This window comes from Chryseobacterium sp. MYb328 (genome assembly GCF_037572595.1).
Classification (GTDB): Bacteria; Bacteroidota; Bacteroidia; order Flavobacteriales; family Weeksellaceae; genus Chryseobacterium; species Chryseobacterium pennae.
In genome coordinates this window covers 116,191-136,356 of sequence record NZ_JBBGZQ010000010.1, presented here as the reverse complement: position 1 = coordinate 136,356, position 20,166 = coordinate 116,191, and the positions used below count along the sequence as shown (strand labels likewise).

Annotated in this window: 15 protein-coding genes; 10 read left to right on the top strand and 5 right to left on the bottom strand. The window is 35.3% G+C overall.

The window, feature by feature from the left end:
- Positions 1-70: 70 nt before the first annotated feature.
- Complete coding sequence (locus WH267_RS12110) at positions 71-2,356, bottom strand: TonB-dependent siderophore receptor (protein WP_340008510.1); 2,286 nt, start codon at positions 2,354-2,356, stop codon at positions 71-73.
- A 183-nt stretch (positions 2,357-2,539) separates the two neighbouring features.
- Between WH267_RS12110 and WH267_RS12105 the strand changes: the two genes are divergently transcribed.
- Positions 2,540-3,595, top strand: a complete 1,056-nt coding sequence (locus WH267_RS12105) for a Gfo/Idh/MocA family oxidoreductase (RefSeq protein ID WP_340008508.1) — start codon at positions 2,540-2,542, stop codon at positions 3,593-3,595.
- 138 nt (positions 3,596-3,733) lie between these two features.
- Here WH267_RS12105 and WH267_RS12100 read toward each other — a convergent pair whose 3' ends face one another.
- Positions 3,734-5,635, bottom strand: a complete 1,902-nt coding sequence (locus WH267_RS12100; protein WP_340008506.1) for an ABC-F family ATP-binding cassette domain-containing protein — start codon at positions 5,633-5,635, stop codon at positions 3,734-3,736.
- Between the two features lie 208 nt (positions 5,636-5,843).
- On the opposite strand from WH267_RS12100, the gene WH267_RS12095 reads away from it, so the two are divergent.
- Both WH267_RS12095 and WH267_RS12090 read left to right on the top strand, forming a co-directional pair.
- Positions 5,844-6,356 (top strand): 5' nucleotidase, NT5C type, encoded by a 513-nt coding sequence (locus WH267_RS12095; protein ID WP_115973616.1) that lies wholly within the window; start codon positions 5,844-5,846, stop codon positions 6,354-6,356.
- 126 nt (positions 6,357-6,482) lie between these two features.
- Entirely contained in the window at positions 6,483-8,144 is a 1,662-nt protein-coding gene (locus WH267_RS12090) for an alpha/beta fold hydrolase (RefSeq protein ID WP_340008504.1), read from the top strand.
- A 164-nt stretch (positions 8,145-8,308) separates the two neighbouring features.
- Here the strand turns inward: WH267_RS12090 and WH267_RS12085 are convergent, their stop codons facing one another.
- Positions 8,309-9,172 carry a glycoside hydrolase family 25 protein gene (locus WH267_RS12085; RefSeq protein WP_340008502.1) on the bottom strand — a complete coding sequence of 288 codons (864 nt, stop codon included), beginning with the start codon at positions 9,170-9,172 and terminating at the stop codon, positions 8,309-8,311.
- A gap of 65 nt (positions 9,173-9,237) precedes the next feature.
- Between WH267_RS12085 and WH267_RS12080 the strand changes: the two genes are divergently transcribed.
- From WH267_RS12080 to deoC, 5 genes are all read left to right on the top strand, one after another.
- Positions 9,238-10,500 (top strand): NAD(P)/FAD-dependent oxidoreductase, encoded by a 1,263-nt coding sequence (locus WH267_RS12080; RefSeq protein ID WP_115973619.1) that lies wholly within the window; start codon positions 9,238-9,240, stop codon positions 10,498-10,500.
- Positions 10,497-11,168 carry a tRNA (guanosine(37)-N1)-methyltransferase TrmD gene (gene trmD / locus WH267_RS12075; protein WP_115973620.1) on the top strand — a complete coding sequence of 224 codons (672 nt, stop codon included), beginning with the start codon at positions 10,497-10,499 and terminating at the stop codon, positions 11,166-11,168. The genes WH267_RS12080 and trmD overlap by 4 nt, the downstream gene beginning before the upstream one ends.
- A 377-nt stretch (positions 11,169-11,545) precedes the next feature.
- Positions 11,546-12,481 (top strand): endonuclease/exonuclease/phosphatase family protein, encoded by a 936-nt coding sequence (locus tag WH267_RS12070; protein ID WP_340008499.1) that lies wholly within the window; start codon positions 11,546-11,548, stop codon positions 12,479-12,481.
- A 27-nt stretch (positions 12,482-12,508) separates the two neighbouring features.
- Positions 12,509-12,979 (top strand): Lrp/AsnC ligand binding domain-containing protein, encoded by a 471-nt coding sequence (locus WH267_RS12065; protein ID WP_047379047.1) that lies wholly within the window; start codon positions 12,509-12,511, stop codon positions 12,977-12,979.
- A 4-nt stretch (positions 12,980-12,983) separates the two neighbouring features.
- The gene (deoC, locus tag WH267_RS12060) at positions 12,984-13,727 is read left to right on the top strand and encodes a deoxyribose-phosphate aldolase (protein WP_340008496.1); all 744 of its coding nucleotides are present in this window, start codon (positions 12,984-12,986) and stop codon (positions 13,725-13,727) included.
- 58 nt (positions 13,728-13,785) lie between these two features.
- Here the strand turns inward: deoC and dusB are convergent, their stop codons facing one another.
- Complete coding sequence (gene dusB / locus WH267_RS12055; RefSeq protein WP_340008494.1) at positions 13,786-14,781, bottom strand: tRNA dihydrouridine synthase DusB; 996 nt, start codon at positions 14,779-14,781, stop codon at positions 13,786-13,788.
- 185 nt (positions 14,782-14,966) lie between these two features.
- Positions 14,967-18,191 carry a hypothetical protein gene (locus WH267_RS12050; RefSeq protein WP_340008492.1) on the bottom strand — a complete coding sequence of 1,075 codons (3,225 nt, stop codon included), beginning with the start codon at positions 18,189-18,191 and terminating at the stop codon, positions 14,967-14,969.
- A 150-nt stretch (positions 18,192-18,341) separates the two neighbouring features.
- Between WH267_RS12050 and WH267_RS12045 the strand changes: the two genes are divergently transcribed.
- On the top strand, positions 18,342-19,115 hold the full coding sequence (locus tag WH267_RS12045; RefSeq protein WP_340008490.1) for a T9SS type A sorting domain-containing protein: 774 nt from the start codon (positions 18,342-18,344) through the stop codon (positions 19,113-19,115).
- Between the two features lie 188 nt (positions 19,116-19,303).
- A complete protein-coding gene (locus WH267_RS12040) occupies positions 19,304-20,113 on the top strand; it encodes a T9SS type A sorting domain-containing protein (protein ID WP_340008488.1) in 810 nt (269 codons plus the stop codon).
- Positions 20,114-20,166 lie beyond the last annotated feature (53 nt).

Genomic DNA, 20,166 nt, shown 5'->3' with positions numbered 1-20,166 from the left:
AAATTTCAAAAGTGGAAGCTGCAAAAATGCAATTTCCACTTTTAATAAAGAAGTAATTATATGTTTAATTCTACAGTTTGTATGTCAACGTAAAATAATAATTTCTTGGCGTAATCGGGTTTACTGAATAATTCTCATGAACATTATAATTGACTGTATCAAATAGATTACCCACTCTTCCCTGGATAGAGAACTTATTCCACTCGTAGCCAACTGATACAGAAACAGTAGTATAGTCTTTTAAATCAAACATTCTACTCACATTGTCTCTACTTGTATTTGTTGATTTTGAATCATTCCATCCCGCGATTCTGTCTCCGATATAATAAATTCCAGCTCCAACTTTTAATCCTTTTACATAGTTTGTAAATTTATAGAAAACAGAAGCATTCGCTGTTGTAGCTGGTGTTCTTACCAGTCTTTGTTTTTCAACATATCCCTTTTCAGGAGTGTCAAGGTAAACAGAGTTGTTATATGAAAAACCTCCGATGATAGATAAGTTTTCTGTAGGATTTCCTGTAATATCTAATTCTACACCACGGCTTCTCATATTTCCTGCAAATTCTTTAAGATTGGTATCTGTTGAATTTACCGGAGCTCCGTTTGTAGAAGAAGCGAACCAATACGTTTGATAATAATTATTGTACATAATCTGGTAAGCCGTTAAGTTAACCGCTAAAGCATTGTTCCAGAAATTCTTTTTAACACCAATTTCGTATTGATCAACGGTTGATGGTTTTATGCTTTGTCTTGATAAAGTTGTTAACTGATTTTGAACATCTTTATCAATTTTAGTGGTATTTACTGTACCAAATTGATCCGAAGTATATCCTGCATTTGATGCAAACGAATTTGTATACGTTGCAAATACCGAAAGGTTTTCATTTGGTGCATAAACCAAACCTACTTTTGGAGAAAATGCATTGTCTGATGTTGAAGAATTGGCTACTTCAATTTTATCATTTAATGTAAAACGAGTAGTCAGTGTAGGCATATTTTCTATATAAGACCATCTTAGCCCGGCAATTACTTTTAGTTGCTTTGTTAAGCTGATAAAATCCTGTGCATAGAAGCCGATTCTTCTTGTATTGATTCTATTTTTTGTACTAAGAGTAGAATTTGGCATACCTACATTTCCCCATGTTGAAGGATCATCCAGGTATAAAAGATTTGTTGGACCCGTGATAGTATAAGCATAAGCATCTGCCTGGCTATAATCTGCATCTGCACCAATTAATACTTTATGGTTGATTGTTCCGGTATTGAACTCACCATTAATGTTTACTTGTGCAGAAGTGTAATTTTGCTCGTTGTAAGTTTTACCAAAAGGCCTTTTCCACGATAATCTGTTAGGATCTACAGTTTTATCTTTAGTGTCATATATCCATTGTACTCTTTCAGAAGAAAAATAATCTTTAGTATAGTTTTGGTAAGAAGCCGTAGCATTCAAAGACCATCTTTCGTTAAATTGGTGGTTAAAGGTTACATTCGTAGAAGCTTGCTGTACATCCTGATATTGCCAGTCTGTTCCGAAGAAGACATTTCTGGGAAGAGCGTCATTCAATCTGTAGCTTTGGTTTTTTTCGGTAATAGATCCAAGTCCGAAATCCGGGGTGAAATTATTTTTAAGATAATCTGCCTCAACAATTAATTGAGATTTTTCACTTAAATTAAATAAAAATGAAGGGTTGAAGTAATATTTTTCAGACTGTACAACATCTCTGAAACTTTCAGCATATTCGTAAGTTCCGTTTACTCTGAAAGCAATATTTTTAGATAATGGGCCATAAACATCAACTGTAGGCTTATAAGTATTCCAGCTTCCACCATTTAATCCTAGACTTCCGCCAAAATTGAATTTAGGCTTTTTGGTAATCATGTTAATAATACCTCCGGCAGCCGTATTTCCATAAAGCATTGCGTTGGCTCCTTTTAAAACTTCTACTCTTTCAAGACCACTTACCTCAGGGAAAACTCCGCTATTTATTCTTGATCCATTCTTGAAAATATTATCATTTCCTAAAATAAAACCACGTCCACCAAAGCTGTCCTGAGAATTTCCTCTGGATGAAGTAATATACATCCCGTTTACATTCTGAAGAACGTCACTCAATTGTTTCGCTTGTTGTTGCTCAATGATTTCATGGGTAACGATAGCAATCGGTTGAGGAGTTTCCATTACCGTCAGATTAGACTTCGTAGATAATGGTCTCGCCTGGTTTGGATTTCCAGTTTTGTGAAGATTAATGTCTTCAATGGTTTGGGTTCTGATGGTATCTGCTTCAGCGTTTTTAAGCTGTGAACTTGCTGAAATAGCGATAAATAGAAGACCTAAAGAAAGTAGTTGTCTTTTCATTTTATTTTTATGTAGAACAGTTTTAAATAAGGCGCAAATGTAAGTATTTGTTTAGAATGAATAAAAATTAATGTATGATTTTTGTCATGTCTTTTAAGGGTGAAATATATGGATTGTTTCTATCCTTATTGTAGATGGATAATCCGGCGTTTTTTATGAATATATTTGTTGAAAAATTAAAATATGCAACTGGTAAAAGCAGGGCTTTGTGCCTTTGGAATGAGTGGAAAGGTATTTCATGCTCCTTTTTTAAAAGAACATCCGGGGTTCTTTATTTCTGCAGTAGTAGAAAGAAGTAAAGAAGATTCTAAAGAAAAATATCCTGAGGCTACTATTTATCGTTCGGTAGAAGAAATGCTGCAGAATGCAGATATAGAATTAGTCATTATCAACACTCCGGTTCAGACTCATTATGAATATGCTAAAAAAGCATTGGAAGCAGGCAAAAACATTATCGTTGAAAAACCATTTACTGTAAATGTAGAAGAAGCGGAAGAGCTGGTAACACTGGCAGAAGAGAAAGGATTATTTTTAAGTGTGTATCAAAACAGAAGATTTGACCGTGATTTCCAGCAGGTACAAAAAGTTTTAAAGGAAGGGAAATTAGGAAATATCAAAGAGGCAGAGATCCGTTTTGACAGATTCCGTACTACGCCAAGCGGTAAACAGCATAAAGAAAATCCGGATCAGATAGGTTCGGGTTCACTGCATGACCTTGGAGCGCATCTTGTGGACCAGGCGATACAGTATTTCGGATATCCTGAAAAACTTTTTGCTGATGTATTTTCAATGAAAGGTACAGAATATGCCAATGATTATTTCGAGATCTTGTTGTTCTATAAAAATGATCTGAGGGTACGACTAAAATCTTCCGTTTTCACTAAAGAAGATCATTACGCTTATAAAATTCATGGTGATAGAGGAAGTCTCCTTCAGGAAAGAACCGATAATCAGGAAGCGGAATTGGTGGCAGGTTCCATTCCTGTTTATGGAAAAGAATGGATGCAGCCTTTGAAAGAAGCAGACGGAATTTTAAACTATCTGAATGAAAATTCAGAAACAGAAAGAATATTTACTTCAAGTGAAGCCGGAAATTATATGGATTATTACCAGCAAATCTATGAACATATTGTATTTGGATATCCTTTACCTTCACCGGGAAAAGAAGTGATTCAGAATATGACGATCATCGATGCATCCATTACAAGTACAGAAGGAGGAAAGATCATCGTACTATAAATTAAAAAATGAGTTATCAATGAGTTCAAAGTTTAAAGTTCAAGGTTACGGGTAATCTGAAGTAGAATTTTTCTGCTCTTTCACCCTAAAACCCTCTTACTCTCAAACTTTCTGAACTCATTCATAACTCCTAATTTTTTATATGATTTCCTGAAGTTCAAGCCATCTCATCTCATGGTTCTCCAGTTTTTCAGAGATCGTTTCCAGTTCAGAAGAAAGTTTGGCTATTTTTTCATAATCAGATTCATTATTGAGCTGATCTAATATTTTTGCACGCTGCTCTTCCAGCCCTGGCATTTCTTTTTCAATAGTTTCCAGTTCCCTTTGTTCTTTAAAAGTTAATTTTCTTTTCTGAGCATTGGAAGATGAAGTATTTTCTGTAGCAACAACTGTTTCTTTTATAGGTATAGGTTCAGCTTTTGCCGTTGTATTTTTTTCTAAAGCTTCTTCACGGCTTCTGGCCTCACGGTATTCTGAGAAGTTTCCTACAAAATCTCTGATTTTTCCATTCCCTTCAAAAGCAAGAACGTGATCTACAATTCTGTCCATGAAATATCTGTCGTGGGAAACGATGATCAGAGATCCCCGGAATTGCTGTAGAAAGTTTTCAAGAACCGTTAATGTAGGAAGGTCCAAGTCATTTGTAGGTTCGTCAAAAATCAAAAAGTTAGGATTCTGATATAAAATATACATCAGGTGCAGTCTTCTTTTTTCTCCTCCTGATAATTTTGAGATAGGAGAGTACTGTGTCTGGTCGTCAAATAAGAATAATCTCAGGAATTGTGATGCAGAAAGGCTTCTGCCATTGGCTAAAGGATAGAATTCTGCAATTTCCTTAATGAAATCAATCACACGTTCATCCTCTTTATAAGTAAGACCTTTCTGGGCAAAATATCCGAAAGAAATAGTTTCTCCTGTTTCAATCTCACCTTTATCTATCTTTTCCAATCCCTGGATAATATTCAGTAAAGTAGATTTTCCGGCACCGTTTTTTCCAATGATTCCTACTTTCTCACCACGCTGGAACTGGTAGCTGAAATCTTTTAACAGAACCTTATTTCCAAAGCTTTTATCAATGTTTTTCAGTTCCAGAATTTTATTTCCCAGACGCTTCATTTCAAAATCAAGTTCCAGACCCTGTTTTCTGGTGTCTGTTTTAGCTACCTTTTCTGTTTCATAGAAGGAGTCTATTCTGCTTTTAGATTTTGTGGTTCTTGCTTTCGGTTGTCTTCGCATCCATTCCAGTTCCTTTCTGTAAAGGTTATTGGCTTTATCGATGGTTGCATTCATATTATCTTCACGGATCATTTTGTTCTCAAGATAGGTTGCGTATGAACCATTGTGAACGTAAAGATTTCTGTCTTCCATTTCCCAGATAATATCGCAGACACTGTCCAGAAAATATCGGTCGTGGGTAACGAGCAGTAACGTTATTTTTGCTTTGTTCAGATAGTTTTCAAGCCATTCCACCATATCCACATCAAGATGGTTGGTAGGTTCATCCATGATCAGTAGAGTATGCTTATGCTCAGCTCTGGTTTCTGTCAATAATTTGGCTAAAGCAACACGCTTGACCTGGCCTCCGGAAAGCGTTCCCATTTTGGCATCAAGATCCGTAATTTTAAGCTGAGAAAGAATCTGTTTCATTTCATTTTCAAGATCCCAGGCTTTATGGGCTTCCATATCAGCCAGTGCTTTTTCAATAAAATCATGATCTGTGGAATGAAGAGATTTGTGATAATTCTTCAAAGCAAGAATAGGTTCAGAATCCAGAGTCATCATGAATTCCTCAATGCTCAGATTGGAATCAAAATCAATTTCCTGGTCGAATAAAACAACCTGGATATCTTTATTAATGATTGCAGTGCCGCTGTCTGCAATTTCTTTACCCATTAAAATTTTCAGAAGGGTAGATTTTCCACTTCCGTTTTTGGCAACAATGGCAATTTTGTCTCCTTCATTGATGTGAAAGGATATGTTTTCAAACAAAACTTTGATGCCGTAAGATTTGGTAAGATTTTCTGCAGAAACGTAATTCATTGGGAATTAATAGTTTGATTTTAATTTTGAAATGAGTCGCAAAAATACGAAAATGTCAGCACAAAACTTTCCGGAAGTTCTTTTATAAAAATGAATATTTATAATTTTTTAATAAACTGTACCTGCTATCTGAGAAAACGATTTGGTAAATTTGGTATAAAGTATTCAGACTTAAACAATAATAATTTAAAAAACCGATTAAGAACAAATGAAAAAAGTGATTGTCGATATGGATGGGGTAATGGCAGATGTATACCATCAGCTGATTCAGTTTGAAAAAAGAGATACCGGAAAGGAAGTTGAGCTTAATGAAATAACAGGAAAACCTGAACTGGAAGTTTTTCCCAATGGTAAGAAGCATGTGAATGAAGTAGGGTTTTTCAGAACATTACCTCTAATGAAAGGAAGTAAAGAAGCAATAGAATATCTGAACAGTAAATATGAATTGTATATTGTCTCCGCAGGAATGGAGTTTCCGAACAGCTTAAGAGAAAAATATGACTGGCTGGCTGAACATTTTCCATTCATTACCTGGGAACAGATTGTCCTTTGCGGAAGTAAAAAAGTTGTGGCAGGAGATGTAATGATTGATGATTATCCTAAGAATTTGGACCATTTCTCAGGGGAACGACTGATTTTCACCCAGCCTCATAATGAACTGGTGGAAAATGAAACCTATAGAAGAGTGAATTCATGGGAGGAAATCATGGAAATTTTATAGAGGACAGTTAATATGTAAAGGGTTGTTAGAAATTTAAAATAACTTTAACTAAAAAGGAATTAATTTTAATAATGCCTTATGAATGTTGACCGTTCTAAATAGATAAGTTTGCACCAAACTTTTAACATGAAAAAACTTAGCATTTTATCTTTAATTTTTACAGTTTCAGTTTTCAACGCACAGGTCATTTCCGGGACCATTATTTCTAAAAATGAAAATCAACCTGTGCCTTATGTGAAAATTGGGGTGGACAAGAAGACCACCGGAACAATTTCTGACGGAAAAGGGAATTTTTCAATAGATCTTACCGGTTTGGATCCGCAACAAAAAGTAAAAATAGAAGTACCAGGGTATGAGCTGTATGAAGAAACAGTACAGAATTTTAAAGCCCATGATCTTCAGAAGGTATTTTTGAACGAGAAAACTAAAACCATCAAAGAAATTGCAATTAAACCTAAAAAGCTGGTAGATAAGAATTGGGGTGTAAAAACGAAGACCAAAAGTATTTTATATTTTGTTAATCCAGTAGGAGACAAAGCTGGTTTCTTGGGGGAAACTGCTTTAGAATTTAATGCAAAGAAAAATTCCAAAATCAAGAACATTAATCTGAATATCGCTAAATATTCTTCTACGGAACCGGTTTTGATGCGATACAGTATATATAGTGAGAAAGATGGTTATCCGGATGAGAACCTCCTGGATGAAGAAATCACAGTGGAGCTTACTGAGGATATGATTAAAGATGGAACTTACACGCTCGATGTTAATGATCATAATATCTGGGTGAAAGGAAAGTTCTTTGTAGGGATTAATTTTTTAAAAGAATTTAACGGATTCATTAAAATCAGTGCTGCATTGTTCAAAACGGGCTTCATCAGAGAGTTCTATGGAGACTGGACAAAAATGACAATTGCTGCACCAGCCATTAATATCGATGTGAAAATGGATAAAAACGGGAACGATAAAGATACCAAGGATGATGATGGCGGCTATACTGATGACATTATTTCTCAGGGATGGCTTGCTGATAATTCAAAAAATATTGAGGAAGCAGATAAATCCATATATGGTAAAAATGATTCTGCCGGAAAATACCTGGAATTGAAAGATACAAATCTTTATTATGAAGTATATGGAGAAGGTGAACCTTTGGTATTGCTTCACGGAAATTCAGGGAGTATTAAAGATTTTTATCAGCAAATCCCGGTTCTGGCCAAGCAGTATAAAGTGATCGCAGTAGATACAAGAGGACAAGGGAAAAGCAAAGACACTTCCAAAAAAGATTTTACATATAAAGTTTTTGCTGATGATGTAAAAGCATTGGCAGATGAACTAAAATTGGATAAAATAAATATAGTTGGTTGGAGTGATGGTGGAAATACAGGACTTGAATTTGCGCTGAAATATCCTGAACGTCTTAATAAACTGGTTACTATTGGAGCGAATGCTTTTCCTGAAGGAGTAGAAGATAAGCTTATCGAACGGTTTACCAATCAGATGAAACAACTAAATGATATGGGGTCCGAAGAAACATTTGGGGAACGCAGACTTTTAAAAATAATGCTTACACAGCCTGATATCAGTAAAAATGATCTAGGTAAAATAAAAAGTCCCGTTTTAGTTATTGCTGGTGACAGAGATGTAATTAAACCGGATCATACCGAATTTATTTCGAAACAGATTCCTAATGCTGAAATGAAAATATACAAGGACACTACCCACATGGTGCCTTTTGAAAAACCAGATCAGCTTAATGCAGATATTCTGAGTTTCCTTGGGAAGAAATAAATAGGAGGGAAGCGGGAAGATGGAGGTAGTAAGTTTAAAAAGCTTCATTTTATTTCAATATGGAAATGAAATGAAGCTTTTTTGGATCATTAGAAAATAAACTTAAAGTTGATATTTGGTGTTCAGGAAACTTCCATCTCCCGGCATCCATCTATCCAGCCTTATTAATCTAATGTGAGTCTTTTAAGAGACCATGAATTGCCGTTGTAGATATCCAAATCTACCTTAGTATTAATCCCATGAACGATTCCGTTTTCTGTAAATTGCCAGAAATCCCACTGGTCATCAGGAGATGGTGTTGGGACGTCATTGTAATTGGCCAGCCACAGAGGATAATCTTTAAACTCTCCCTTCAGAAAATCCTTATAGTAATGGTAATATGTATAAATAATAGGCTTTTCACCGTAGGTTTCTTCCACAATTTTACACCATACTTTTAAATCTTCTATCAGTTTTTTATTCGTTTTTCGTTTTGGGATCTTTTCAATATCCAGAATCGGAGGGAGGTCACCGCTCTCTAGTTTTACATTTGCTAAAAAATTATTAGCCTGCATCACCGGATCTTCATCAGCCCTGTAAAAATGATAAGCGCCACGGATCAGTTTGTGTTTTTTAGCCATTTCCCAAAACTCATCAAAATGTTTATCCGCACTTTTATTTCCCATAGTAGCACGCATGACTACAAATTCCAAAGGAATGGTTTTATTACCGATACTGAGACTGTCCCATTTGATGTCTTCCCTGTTTTGATAGTGAGAAATATCAAAGCCATAGGTTTTATCAAGATTATTGGCTAACACTCTCTGGATTCTTGAACTTTCCTTTTCGCTGTTGTGAAGTTTTTTATGTATGAATTTATTAAAGTATAATGCATAATAATAGCTTACAGATTGCTTAAGATAAAACCCAGTCCCGATTAAAGCTACAATTAAGATGGCTAATATCACTCTTCGACGGAAAAAATAGCTGTTCCGTCTGTTCTTATGAATCTGTTTGGCAGTTTTTTTGGTGTACTTTTTTTGTGTCATAAAGTTTTGCAAAACTAACTTTTTTCACATCTAAATGCTAAATAAAATCAGTAAATTTGTGTATTATGGAAACACGCGAAAAAATCATCATTATAGGAGGAGGATTTGCGGGGCTGCAGCTTGCAAAAACATTGAATAATAAGAACAAAAAGGTCATTGTTCTGGATCGGATGAACCACCACATGTTTCAGCCGCTTTTTTATCAGGTAGCCTCTGGAAGAATAGAACCTTCCAATATTTCTTTTCCCTTCAGAAAAATTTTTCAGCAATCCAGAAACACACAGTTCCGGATGACGGACGTTAGAGAAATTGATGCCACAAACAATAAAGTTATTACAGATGAGGCAGAGTTTACTTATGATAAACTCATCATTGCAACAGGTTGTAAAACTAATTTTTTCGGTAATAAAGACCTGGAAGGGAAAGCCTTCGGAATGAAAAATACCCAGGAAGCAATCAGTATCAGAAATCATGTTCTGATGACGTTTGAAAAACTGATTATTGAAAAAAGCCGAAGCGATGACGGAAACTGGAATATCGTTATTGTAGGAAGTGGCCCTACCGGTGTAGAGCTTGCAGGAGCCTTTGCCGAAATGAAAAAAGATATTCTACCAAGAGATTATCCTTATATGAATTTCGATCAGTTAAAGATTATTCTCGTAAGCTCTACAGAAAAACCTCTGGCAGTAATGAGCAGTGAAGCTCAGGAAAAATCTGAAAAGTACCTTAAAGATCTTGGAGTCACATTCATGAGCGGAGAAGTTGTTACAGATTATGATGGAGATAAAGTACATTTGAAAAGCGGTAAAGAAATACCATCCAATAATGTCATCTGGGCTGCAGGAGTTACAGGAAATGTAATCGATGGTTTCCCTGAAGAAAAATTAGTCAGAAACAGATATATCGTAGACCGATACAACAAAATAAAAGGGTATGATAACGTGTATGCCATCGGAGATATTGCTTATATGGAAACTCCAAAGTATCCACAAGGACATCCACAGGTAGCCAATGTTGCCATTAATCAGGCCAAAAATCTAGGTAAAAATCTCTTAAAGAAAAATGAAAGTGAATGGAAAGAGTATGAATACGATGACAAAGGTTCTCTGGCAACCATAGGGAAGCACAGAGCAGTTGTAGATCTACCTTTCATAAAATTTCAGGGATTTTTAGCATGGTATTTCTGGATGTTTCTCCATTTAATGCTAATTTTGAGCGTTCGAAATAAGCTGGCCATATTCTTCAACTGGATGTGGAGCTATATCAACAAGGATTCTTCCTTAAGATTAATTATTATACCTACTAAGAAAAACGGAACATTACAATGAGAATTGATATCATAAGCGTACTTCCAGAATTGATGGAAAGTCCATTTCAAACCTCTATTTTAAAAAGAGCAATGGACAAAGGACTGGCAGAAGTACATTTTCATCACCTGAGAGACTGGGCAATCAATAAACATAAGCAAATTGATGATGAACCTTACGGCGGTGGCGCAGGAATGGTGATGATGGTAGAACCATTGGATAAATGTATCTCAGAACTAAAGTCTCAAAGAGAATATGATGAGGTAATCTATCTGACACCAGATGGGGTAACTCTTAATCAGAAAATAGCCAATTCTCTTTCTATTAAAGAAAACCTGATTTTTCTTTGTGGACATTATAAGGGAATAGATCAAAGAGTAAGAGACCTTCATATTACCAAAGAAATATCTATTGGTGATTATGTGCTTACAGGCGGTGAACTTGCTGCATGTGTATTGGCAGATTCTATTATAAGACTGCTCCCGGGAGTTTTAAATGATGAACAGAGTGCTTTAACAGATAGTTTTCAGGATGATCTTCTGTCGCCACCTATTTATACAAGACCAGAAAGCTATAAAGGACTTGATGTTCCCAAGATTTTACTCAGCGGAAACTTTCGTAAAATTGAAGAATGGCGTCATGACGAAGCAGTAAGAATTACTAAAGAAAAACGTCCTGATCTCCTTTAATATAGTGTTACAGATCATTTAAGCCCTGTTTTTTTTAATTATTCTATTTGTCTACAAATTAAATGGAATAATATTTGTTATTGTTATAAGTGAAAAGAAAAATATTAGGAACTTTGGCTTTATAGTTGGAATTTTGTTTCGATTATTTGTTGTTTTATTTATTATTTTAATTTTTATATATTGAATAAAATTGCGAATTAATTGAAAATTTAATTCACTACAAATGGTTTTATTGATTTTTTTTATTACTTTTGAAATATTTCTTATTAGAAATTGATTTATTATATTGTAAATTGATCAATGAAATTTGAAAAAAAATAATAAATTTACATTTAGAAGAAAAGAACATATTAATTAAAGTATAGAAATTTGTGTTGATGGAACTGTTCTCTTTTTATAATGTTGAAAATTTATTTTTACCCGATCCGAAACCTGTCCATAAATTAGATCCTACTAAGTCAGGTTTAAGAAATTGGGATGAGAGAAGATATAATAATAAACTTTTTAAAATCTCTCACGTATTTCAATTGATGAAGGAGGAAAATGAAGTATTACCATTTATCATAGGATTATCTGAGGTTTCCGGAAGGAAAGTTTTAGAAGATCTTGTAGAAATGGAACCCTTTAATTCTGAATATGGAATTGTGCATTACAATTCTATGGATGAAAGAAAGGTAGATGTAGCCATGTTATACGATAAAAATAAAGTAGAGGTCATAGATTCTGAGACCATTACTTTCTTTTTTGAAATAACCTATAAAAACACTGGAAATTACGACACAACCAGAGACGTACTGTTTTCGAAAATTAAATATAAAGGGGAAATTATTAATGTCTTTATCGCCCATCTTCCCTCTAAGCGCGAAAAAGATATCAATAAACCCAAGAGAACTTTTATATTGAATGAGATCCGGCAGCGGATTATGAAAATTGTAGGTGATGATAATGAACATGTCATATTGTGTGGTGATTTTAACGAAAACCCGGATGATGAAAATTTAGTGCAAATTCTCTATGACAACGATCATGAGAAGGTTCTAATGAACCCTTTTCAGGAGTTGTTTTCTACAAGAAATTATTCTACTTTTCATTATAAGTCTGGATTGCTCTATGATCAGATTATTATGTCAAGATCCCTCCTTGATAATAAGACGCTGGCTTTTCAGGAAGCCTGTGTGTTCAATTCTGAAAAAATTAGCAGCAGGACCAGAAATTTTGAAGGTCGACCTTTCCGAACTTATGCCGGTACCCGGTATTTAGGCGGATACAGCGATCACTTCCCGGTTTTTGTAAAGTTTAAAAGCTTATCATAAAAAACATAAATAATAAAAAAGTAGAAAATGAAAAATTCGAGCAACACAAGCTATCATTTAGATTCTATCGACAAAGAAATCATTTACATGTTGATGGATAATGCTAAAACCTCTTTAGCACACATTTCAAAAAATGTGGGAATTTCCACAACAGCAGTACACCAAAGGATTAAAAAACTGGAACATGCAGGAGTTATTGAAAACTCAATTTCATTCCTGAATCCTAAAAAAATCGGGTATAAGGTGATTTCATACATTGGGGTATTCTTGGATCAGCCAAGCCATTATCCTGAAGTGGTAAAATCTTTGCATGATATCAATGAAGTAGTGGAAGCCCACTATACAACCGGTAATTATACAATATTCCTGAAAGTTCTTTGTAAGGATAACGACCATTTGATGCAAATCCTTAACAAACTCCAAAAACTGAAAGGAGTAACAAGAACAGAAACTTTCATATCTTTGGAACAAGGTATTTACAGACAATTGAAAGTATAACGATATGAACATAGCCCAATATTTGGATTCAACTTACTTGAAGACACCGGAACAATCAGGTATTTCACATGAAGGAACTCTTCAGATTGATAAAGAACTTGCCCAGGTAGCCATAGATAATGGAATTTTTGCCGTCATGATCCGTCCGGATTATGTAGCTGAGATCAAAAAATATATTCAGGAGAGAAATTCAAATGTTGCAGTAGGAACTGTAATAGGATTCCACGAAGGAACATACTCAATAGAAGAGAAACTTGCTGAAGCTTCAAAAGCTATTGAAGACGGAGCAGATGAACTGGATTTTGTAATTAATTACAATGCCTACCTTCAGGGAAATACTGCATTGGTAAAAGAAGAATTTGTGAAATGTACGAAGTTATCTTTGGACCATCATAAAATTGTCAAATGGATTATTGAAATTGCTGCTCTAACTGATGAGCAGATTGCTGACATTACCAAAAGTATTTCAAATTGGGCAGAAGAGAATTTTTCAGCGAATGATTTATCTGAAATTTTCGTTAAATCATCAACCGGCTTTTATGAGACTGCAGATGGAAAACCTAACGGAGCAACATTTGAAGGTATAAAGATAATGCTTGATAATGCAGGAAAACTTCCTGTAAAAGCTGCCGGAGGAGTAAGAACTCCTGAAGATGCTGAAAAAATGATCAATATGGGAGTAAAGAGAATCGGAACTTCTTCTGCATTGGGATTAATTAAAAATGAATCTTCATCAGACGGATATTAAAATCGATATTCAAGAACAATAAAAAAAACCATCAATTCAATTTGATGGTTTTTATTTTTTATACCTGGGCTTGGTATTCTTCATAGAATTGTTGAGTTTCCTTAATTAGGGCATCCATTTCTTCTAATGTGAAAACTTCCAGGAATTTTTTTCTGAAATCTTTAAAGTGAGGAACTCCACGGAAATAATTACCGTAATGCTGTCTCATTTCTACCAATCCTAATCTTTCTCCTTTCCATTCCGCACTCCATTCTGCATGTTGACGCACCGCTAATAACCGGTCTGAAATAGTGGGAGCTGGTAAGTGCTCTCCTGTTTTAAAGAAATGCTTGATTTCATTAAATATCCATGGATAGCCAATGGCCGCACGCCCGATCATGATTCCGTCACAAGCATACTTCTGTTTGTATTCCAATGCTTTTTCCGGAGAATCGATATCACCGTTCCCGAAAATTGGAATTTCAATATTAGGATTTTGTTTGATTCTTGAAATATGTTCCCAATCTGCCTCCCCTTTGTACATCTGTGCACGGGTTCTGGCATGTATGGTAAGTGCTTTGATTCCGGTTTCCTGTAGACGTTCTGCCACTTCATCTATATTGATACAGGTGCTATCCCATCCCAGACGGGTTTTCACCGTTACAGGGAGGTGAGTGGAACTCACTACTGCTTTTGTAAGACGAACCATCAGGTCAATGTCCTTTAAAACTCCGGCACCGGCACCTTTGCAGACTACTTTTTTTACAGGACAACCAAAATTAATGTCTACAAGGTCTGGATTTACTGTCTCAACAATTCTCGCAGACATGGCCATTGCTTCTTCATCACCACCGAAGATCTGTATCCCGACTGGTCTTTCATAATCGAAAATATCCAGCTTTTTACGGCTCTTCATAGCATCACGAATCAATCCTTCAGAAGAAATAAATTCCGAATACATTAAATCTGCACCATGCATTTTACATAAACGTCTGTATGGAGGATCACTTACATCTTCCATCGGAGCCAGCAAAAGTGGAAATTCCGGCAGTTCTATGTTGCCTATTTTTATCATGGTGCAAATTTACAAAATTCTGATTATTAGAAAATATGATATTATCTATTAATGTAAGTGATGAGTTTGAAATGAGTGGGAGAGTATTAAGGAGGAAAAGTTTTAGGGTTTTAGAGTATGAAAGTAGGAGAGTGGGGGGAGAAAAATTGTTATAATAAGAATGACTGATTTTAAACCTTAAATCTCTAGAAGCTTGCTTTTACCTGCATGCTTCCAATATGAATCGTTCTTTCTCCTGAATTTCTTCCTTCGTAATTTAGGTTCAATTGGATGAATGAATTAATGGCCTGTTGGATGAATACACTCCATACCTGATTTTTTCCTGGTTTCAGACCGTCAAGCATTTGGTTACCCACAATACTGAAATTGTTTCCATTGAAATTATTGTTGATAAAGGAGAAGTTTCCACGAACGGAGGTTTTTCTGAATTCCCATTGAACGGTTCCTGTAATATCAAAAGCTTTTAATAATTCTTCCCCGTCTATTCTTTGTTTCTGGCGGTAAGCAGAAGAAAGTTCTGCCTGAAGAGCATCTGTAAATTTATAAGTGGCTTTTGGCTTGGTTTCAAAATTATTTAAACGGTAATCTCTAGTTGTAAATAACTGTGATGAGTTTTTGATATCATGAACGGAGTTTTCCCAGTCTACTCTGAATTCTTTATTGAACCAGTATCCAATATTCAGGAAGTGAGAAGTCTGTTCACGTTCTTCATTACTGAAATTTGCATTGATGAGATTGTCATTCGTAATAAATCGATAATTCCCGTTCCAACCGGATTTATCAGTCGGATTAAATTGTATGGAGGCTAAAATATTTTGATTTTTAAGGATCTGATCACTGTTTTTTTCAAACGGATTCAACACCAAAACTTTATCTTTTTTATAGAATGAATTTTGAGAGTTTAATGAAATGTTGAAGTTCCAACGTTTTAGGAAGGCATTTTCCGAATTAAAGACAATGGCCGGATTTACAAATAAAGCCAGCTGTATTTTATTTTTATTGGATGGGATATATCGTACGGAATTGGTATAAACCCTGATGTATTTAGCTAAATCAGAATATTCAGCAATTTCAAATTCATCAAGCTGTTGAATGCCGTCACCATTGTAATCCGTCCATTTATAAACACCCTGTCCGTCTGTAACTTTAATATATTGAAACTCTCTCTGCGCTTCCTGTCCGTTTCCAAGTTCATAGAATGCCTGTAAACGCATACCGTTTCTGAAAAGCTGTTGATTATAGAGAATATTTCCAACCACAAAATCATTGTTTCTGGTTACCTCAATATCACTACCCTGATAGAAGAATTTCCGGTAATGAATCAATGCATTTAAAGTCGTTTTTTCTGTTTTGATGATTTGGCTTTCCGCCATGATTCCCAGGATATTGTTCATGTTCTGAAGTCTGTTGTCCCGTACAGAATCATTATCCCTCATATATACCTTGGCAAGCAGCTTTGTACGGGTGCTGTCCCCGATTTTCTTTTGAACAAAGATTTCCTTCCAGCTGAAGCTTGTGACATCCATAAGCTGGGTGTCATTGTATTTCTTCTCATTATGCTCCATGCTTCCTCCTAAAGTCCAGCTTCCTTTCTTTCCGGTAAATTCTGTTGAAACTCCACCACGGATAAACTTTGTGTCCTGAAGGGTAGCATTGGTGTTCAGGAATGATAAGTTTCCTTTTGTAAAGAAACTTCCGGTGATCCAACCGAAATCCAGGTCATTTTTAAGCCCTTTATAAGAATCCTGTTCATTTAAATAATTGACACGGTAATTCAAAGTGGATTTATTATTCCATTTATTTAAAAAGCTGAAAATAAATCGGTTCTGTGTTTTTTTGTTGAATTCCTGAGCTAAGTTGAAGTCTCTGGAGAATTCCACGTCATTGATACGGTCCAGAATATGGAACTGTTTGTCTATATATTGGTATTCAAAGCTTGGAGTTCCTTTCCATGAGTTTTTTGTAAATGTTTTATTCCCAAAAATACGCCATGCATAGCCCATATTCTGGCCAGAATCCTTTGATGAAAATAAATTGATGTCATAATTACTTAAAGAAATATCAGCTCCGATTTTTCCTTCTTCCAGCAAATATTCAGAATTAAGGGAGAACACCTGAGATTTCTGTGGAGAAGGAAGTTTTCTTACGGCTCTGTAATCTCCGGCATTGGGACCTACATATTCAAAAACACGTCCGTTATTGGTAGTCTGTGCCGTTTTATAATCTCCCTGATTAGCTCCGAAATAGGTGAACGAAACCTGATAAAGAGTTTCATTTGGATCTGTAGAAAGTTCATAGAAATTTCCGGCAGTTAAACGGTATAAGATCTTGTTAACATCATATTCCGTAACCACTCCAGATGAAGCATACATCAAATTGGGATCATTTCCTGCATTAGCAAGGATCTGTTCATCTTCTTTTGATAGACTTAGCGCAAGAGGAGCATTTTTATTATCATTCTCCATAAACCAGTTCAGCCCAACCTTGAATTTCTCTCTCTGATGTTCCAGTTTTCCTGTAAATAAATATCTTGAATAATTCCTGTTCGCGTAGTTGTAGGAAATAGTGACGAAGTTTTGCTGGAAAATAGGACGGAAGCTGGTAAAAGTAACCTCACCGGTATTATAGTTGATGACATAATCCTGGTTTTCACCACGCTTCATTAGGATTCCGTCAATAAATACCTGCTCGGAACCCGAAATCAGCGTAATAAACTGCTCTCCGTTTTTTCCTGTCAAACGATAAGGACCCTGGTTCCCTTCAACTCCCTGAAAACGGATTCTGTGAAATTCACTTCGCGCCACCCCTGCAGAAATGTCCAGAAATGTTTTATTCTCCTTTCCGAATTCAGTCTGAAACTGAATCCCCATGCTTCTTCTCTGGTATTTCGCAAAATAATTTTTAGATTCCATCAGGTCGAGATGCCCTGCTCTAAGAATAGATTTATCCTTAATATTAAGTTGCATGTAGATTTTGTCAAACTCTTCTAAAGTCTGAGTATATCCGTCTGCCTGAATAGGTAAATTATGATCGGAAATACTTGCTAAAATAGTCACATCTTTGGAAAGGCGGCCAGAAATCTGGAGATCCATGGAACTCTGCACAGATTGTCCCTGATTATTACCAAATGTAATCCCACGGATAATGGAACCTTTGGAATTAAGTTCTCCCAAAAATCTTTTTTTATCATTTTTAGCCAGTACAGCTTCGTCAACAACAATTCTGTTGTGGGTGCGTATAAAGTCTAAAGTATCTTTTGCAAAAATGTCCTGTTCAAACTTCGCTGCCAGAATACTGTCCTTTTTGATGCTGTCTTCAGGAACGTTTGGATTTTTCCATGAGAATACCTGAGCATTTCCTGAAAATATGCCAAAGAAAAATACAACGACTAGGATAAAAATGTTCCGCAACTCCTGAAAAATAATTCGTAAAAATAACTAAAAAATGTTAATAGCAATAAACCAACTATTATTAACAAAAAGTTAACCTATTTATTGTGTGAAATTAGAAAAATGATGTAATTTTGTTACGAAAATTATTAATAAATAAAATTTTAAATCATGAAAAAACTTTATTCGTTTTTTGCTACTGTTTTGGTAGCAAGTGGAATTTTTGCTCAAACAGCTTTCAATGCTACTTTTGATGATGTAGTTGGGACAGGTGGAACAGATGGATTATGGAGCGGACAAATAGCAGCTGGTACATTTACTGATGGAACAGGTTCTTATACAACAGGAGGGGATTGGACATTTGCTAAAATCTATAAAGGAAATGGATGTCTTAAAGCAGGAACAGGTTCTGCAAAAGGTTCTATTACTACACCTTCTTTTACTTTATCTGGTGATGCAACATTAACTTTCAAAGCAGGAGCTTGGAATGGAAACAATGAAGGTACTACTTTGAATGTTTCTGCAACGGGTGCAACTTTAAATAGTGCATCTGTAACTTTAGTAAAAGGACAATTTAGCACTTATACTGTTAATATTACAGGAGCTACTGGTGCTGTAACGCTTAAGTTTGAGGGTGCAGTAGCATCTAACAATAGATTCTTCATTGATGATATTAAGGTAACTACTGGAACCTTAGCTGTTACAGAAATCAAAGGAAAATCTTCTGCTAACTTCGTGAAAAACACTTTCGTGAAAAACAGCGAAATTACTTTCGGAGCAGATGTTAAAGATGTAAAAGTATACAACATGTTTGGACAGATTGTAAAAGAAGCTTCTGTAAAACAAAACGGAACTGTAAATGTTGCTGAATTAGCAAAAGGAAACTATATCGTAACAGGTACAGTAAACAAAGAAGCAGTATCTCAAAAAATCTTAAAAGACTAATTTAAATTTAGTTTTTAGATCAAAATATGATCCGGCCATTTCGAAGAAATGGCCGGATTTTTTTATGTTGATAACTTAATTTTAATTGTTGGAATATAGCATGTTTATGATGGAATTTTTGTAATTTCCCAATTAAATGGTTTTGTTTTTGATATTTTTACAACGACATCATGTTTAAAATTATTTAAATGAAAAAAATATTTACTATTGCTTGTTTAACTTTGGTAACTGCTTTTGCAAATGCCCAGATTGTGATCAATGAGATCTATGGCGGAAATGGAAATTCAGGAGCTGTTTTCAAAAATAATTATATTGTTCTGAAAAATATAGGAACCACACTGGTTTCTTTGACAGGGGCAAGTATACAATATGCACCGGCAATCGGAGCTTTTACAGAATACCATACGCTGCCTGATCTTACCTTGGGACCGGAGGAGACTTATCTGATCCAGGAAGCAGCAGTGGATGGAGGAGTGGAAGCATTACAAACACCCGATTTTATTGCAACAACGGTTACGAATTTTGACGGAACTCCCAATAAATCTGTGGGAATAAGAATTTCAGGTACATCCGGAAAATTAGTATTGGCTGGAAATATTGTACAGGTGACAAGCCCGTCAGCCTCTAATGTACTGGATTTTGTAGGGTATGGTGCTAATGCAGACCAGTTTAAAGGTGATGGCCCCGCTCCTTCTCCTACAGCATCAACGGCTATCAGAAGGACTTTAGAGAATAACAGTGATAATATGGCAGATTTTTCTGCAGAAGGAGCTGGAAAAGGAGGGTTTGTTCAGAATCCGTTTGTTAAAGATGGTAAGGTAGTTTTCGGAATGCAGATCAAAGATGTCAGGATATATGATACATTCAGGCAGGTTGTTAAAAAATCACCTACAAAATTTGCCCAGAATATAGATATTACAGAACTTCCTAAGGGAACCTATTTTGTAACAGGAACAATAAATAATGCACCGGTTTCACAAAAGATCGTAAAAGATTAGTTTTTCAATATTTTTTGATAAGGAGCAGCTTATGTTTTAAGCTGTTCCTTTAT

What these genes read in the sequence shown, in the direction of transcription:
- WH267_RS12080 (WP_115973619.1), top strand. Translation starts at nt 9,238, where the DNA reads ATGGAAACACGCGAAAAAATCATCATTATAGGAGGAGGATTTGCGGGG.
- dusB (WP_340008494.1), bottom strand. Translation starts at nt 14,781, where the DNA reads ATGATAAAAATAGGCAACATAGAACTGCCGGAATTTCCACTTTTGCTG.
- WH267_RS12085 (WP_340008502.1), bottom strand. Translation starts at nt 9,172, where the DNA reads ATGACACAAAAAAAGTACACCAAAAAAACTGCCAAACAGATTCATAAG.
- WH267_RS12040 (WP_340008488.1), top strand. Translation starts at nt 19,304, where the DNA reads ATGAAAAAAATATTTACTATTGCTTGTTTAACTTTGGTAACTGCTTTT.
- WH267_RS12110 (WP_340008510.1), bottom strand. Translation starts at nt 2,356, where the DNA reads ATGAAAAGACAACTACTTTCTTTAGGTCTTCTATTTATCGCTATTTCA.
- WH267_RS12100 (WP_340008506.1), bottom strand. Translation starts at nt 5,635, where the DNA reads ATGAATTACGTTTCTGCAGAAAATCTTACCAAATCTTACGGCATCAAA.
- WH267_RS12090 (WP_340008504.1), top strand. Translation starts at nt 6,483, where the DNA reads ATGAAAAAACTTAGCATTTTATCTTTAATTTTTACAGTTTCAGTTTTC.
- WH267_RS12045 (WP_340008490.1), top strand. Translation starts at nt 18,342, where the DNA reads ATGAAAAAACTTTATTCGTTTTTTGCTACTGTTTTGGTAGCAAGTGGA.
- WH267_RS12105 (WP_340008508.1), top strand. Translation starts at nt 2,540, where the DNA reads ATGCAACTGGTAAAAGCAGGGCTTTGTGCCTTTGGAATGAGTGGAAAG.
- WH267_RS12070 (WP_340008499.1), top strand. Translation starts at nt 11,546, where the DNA reads ATGGAACTGTTCTCTTTTTATAATGTTGAAAATTTATTTTTACCCGAT.
- trmD (WP_115973620.1), top strand. Translation starts at nt 10,497, where the DNA reads ATGAGAATTGATATCATAAGCGTACTTCCAGAATTGATGGAAAGTCCA.
- deoC (WP_340008496.1), top strand. Translation starts at nt 12,984, where the DNA reads ATGAACATAGCCCAATATTTGGATTCAACTTACTTGAAGACACCGGAA.
- WH267_RS12065 (WP_047379047.1), top strand. Translation starts at nt 12,509, where the DNA reads ATGAAAAATTCGAGCAACACAAGCTATCATTTAGATTCTATCGACAAA.
- WH267_RS12095 (WP_115973616.1), top strand. Translation starts at nt 5,844, where the DNA reads ATGAAAAAAGTGATTGTCGATATGGATGGGGTAATGGCAGATGTATAC.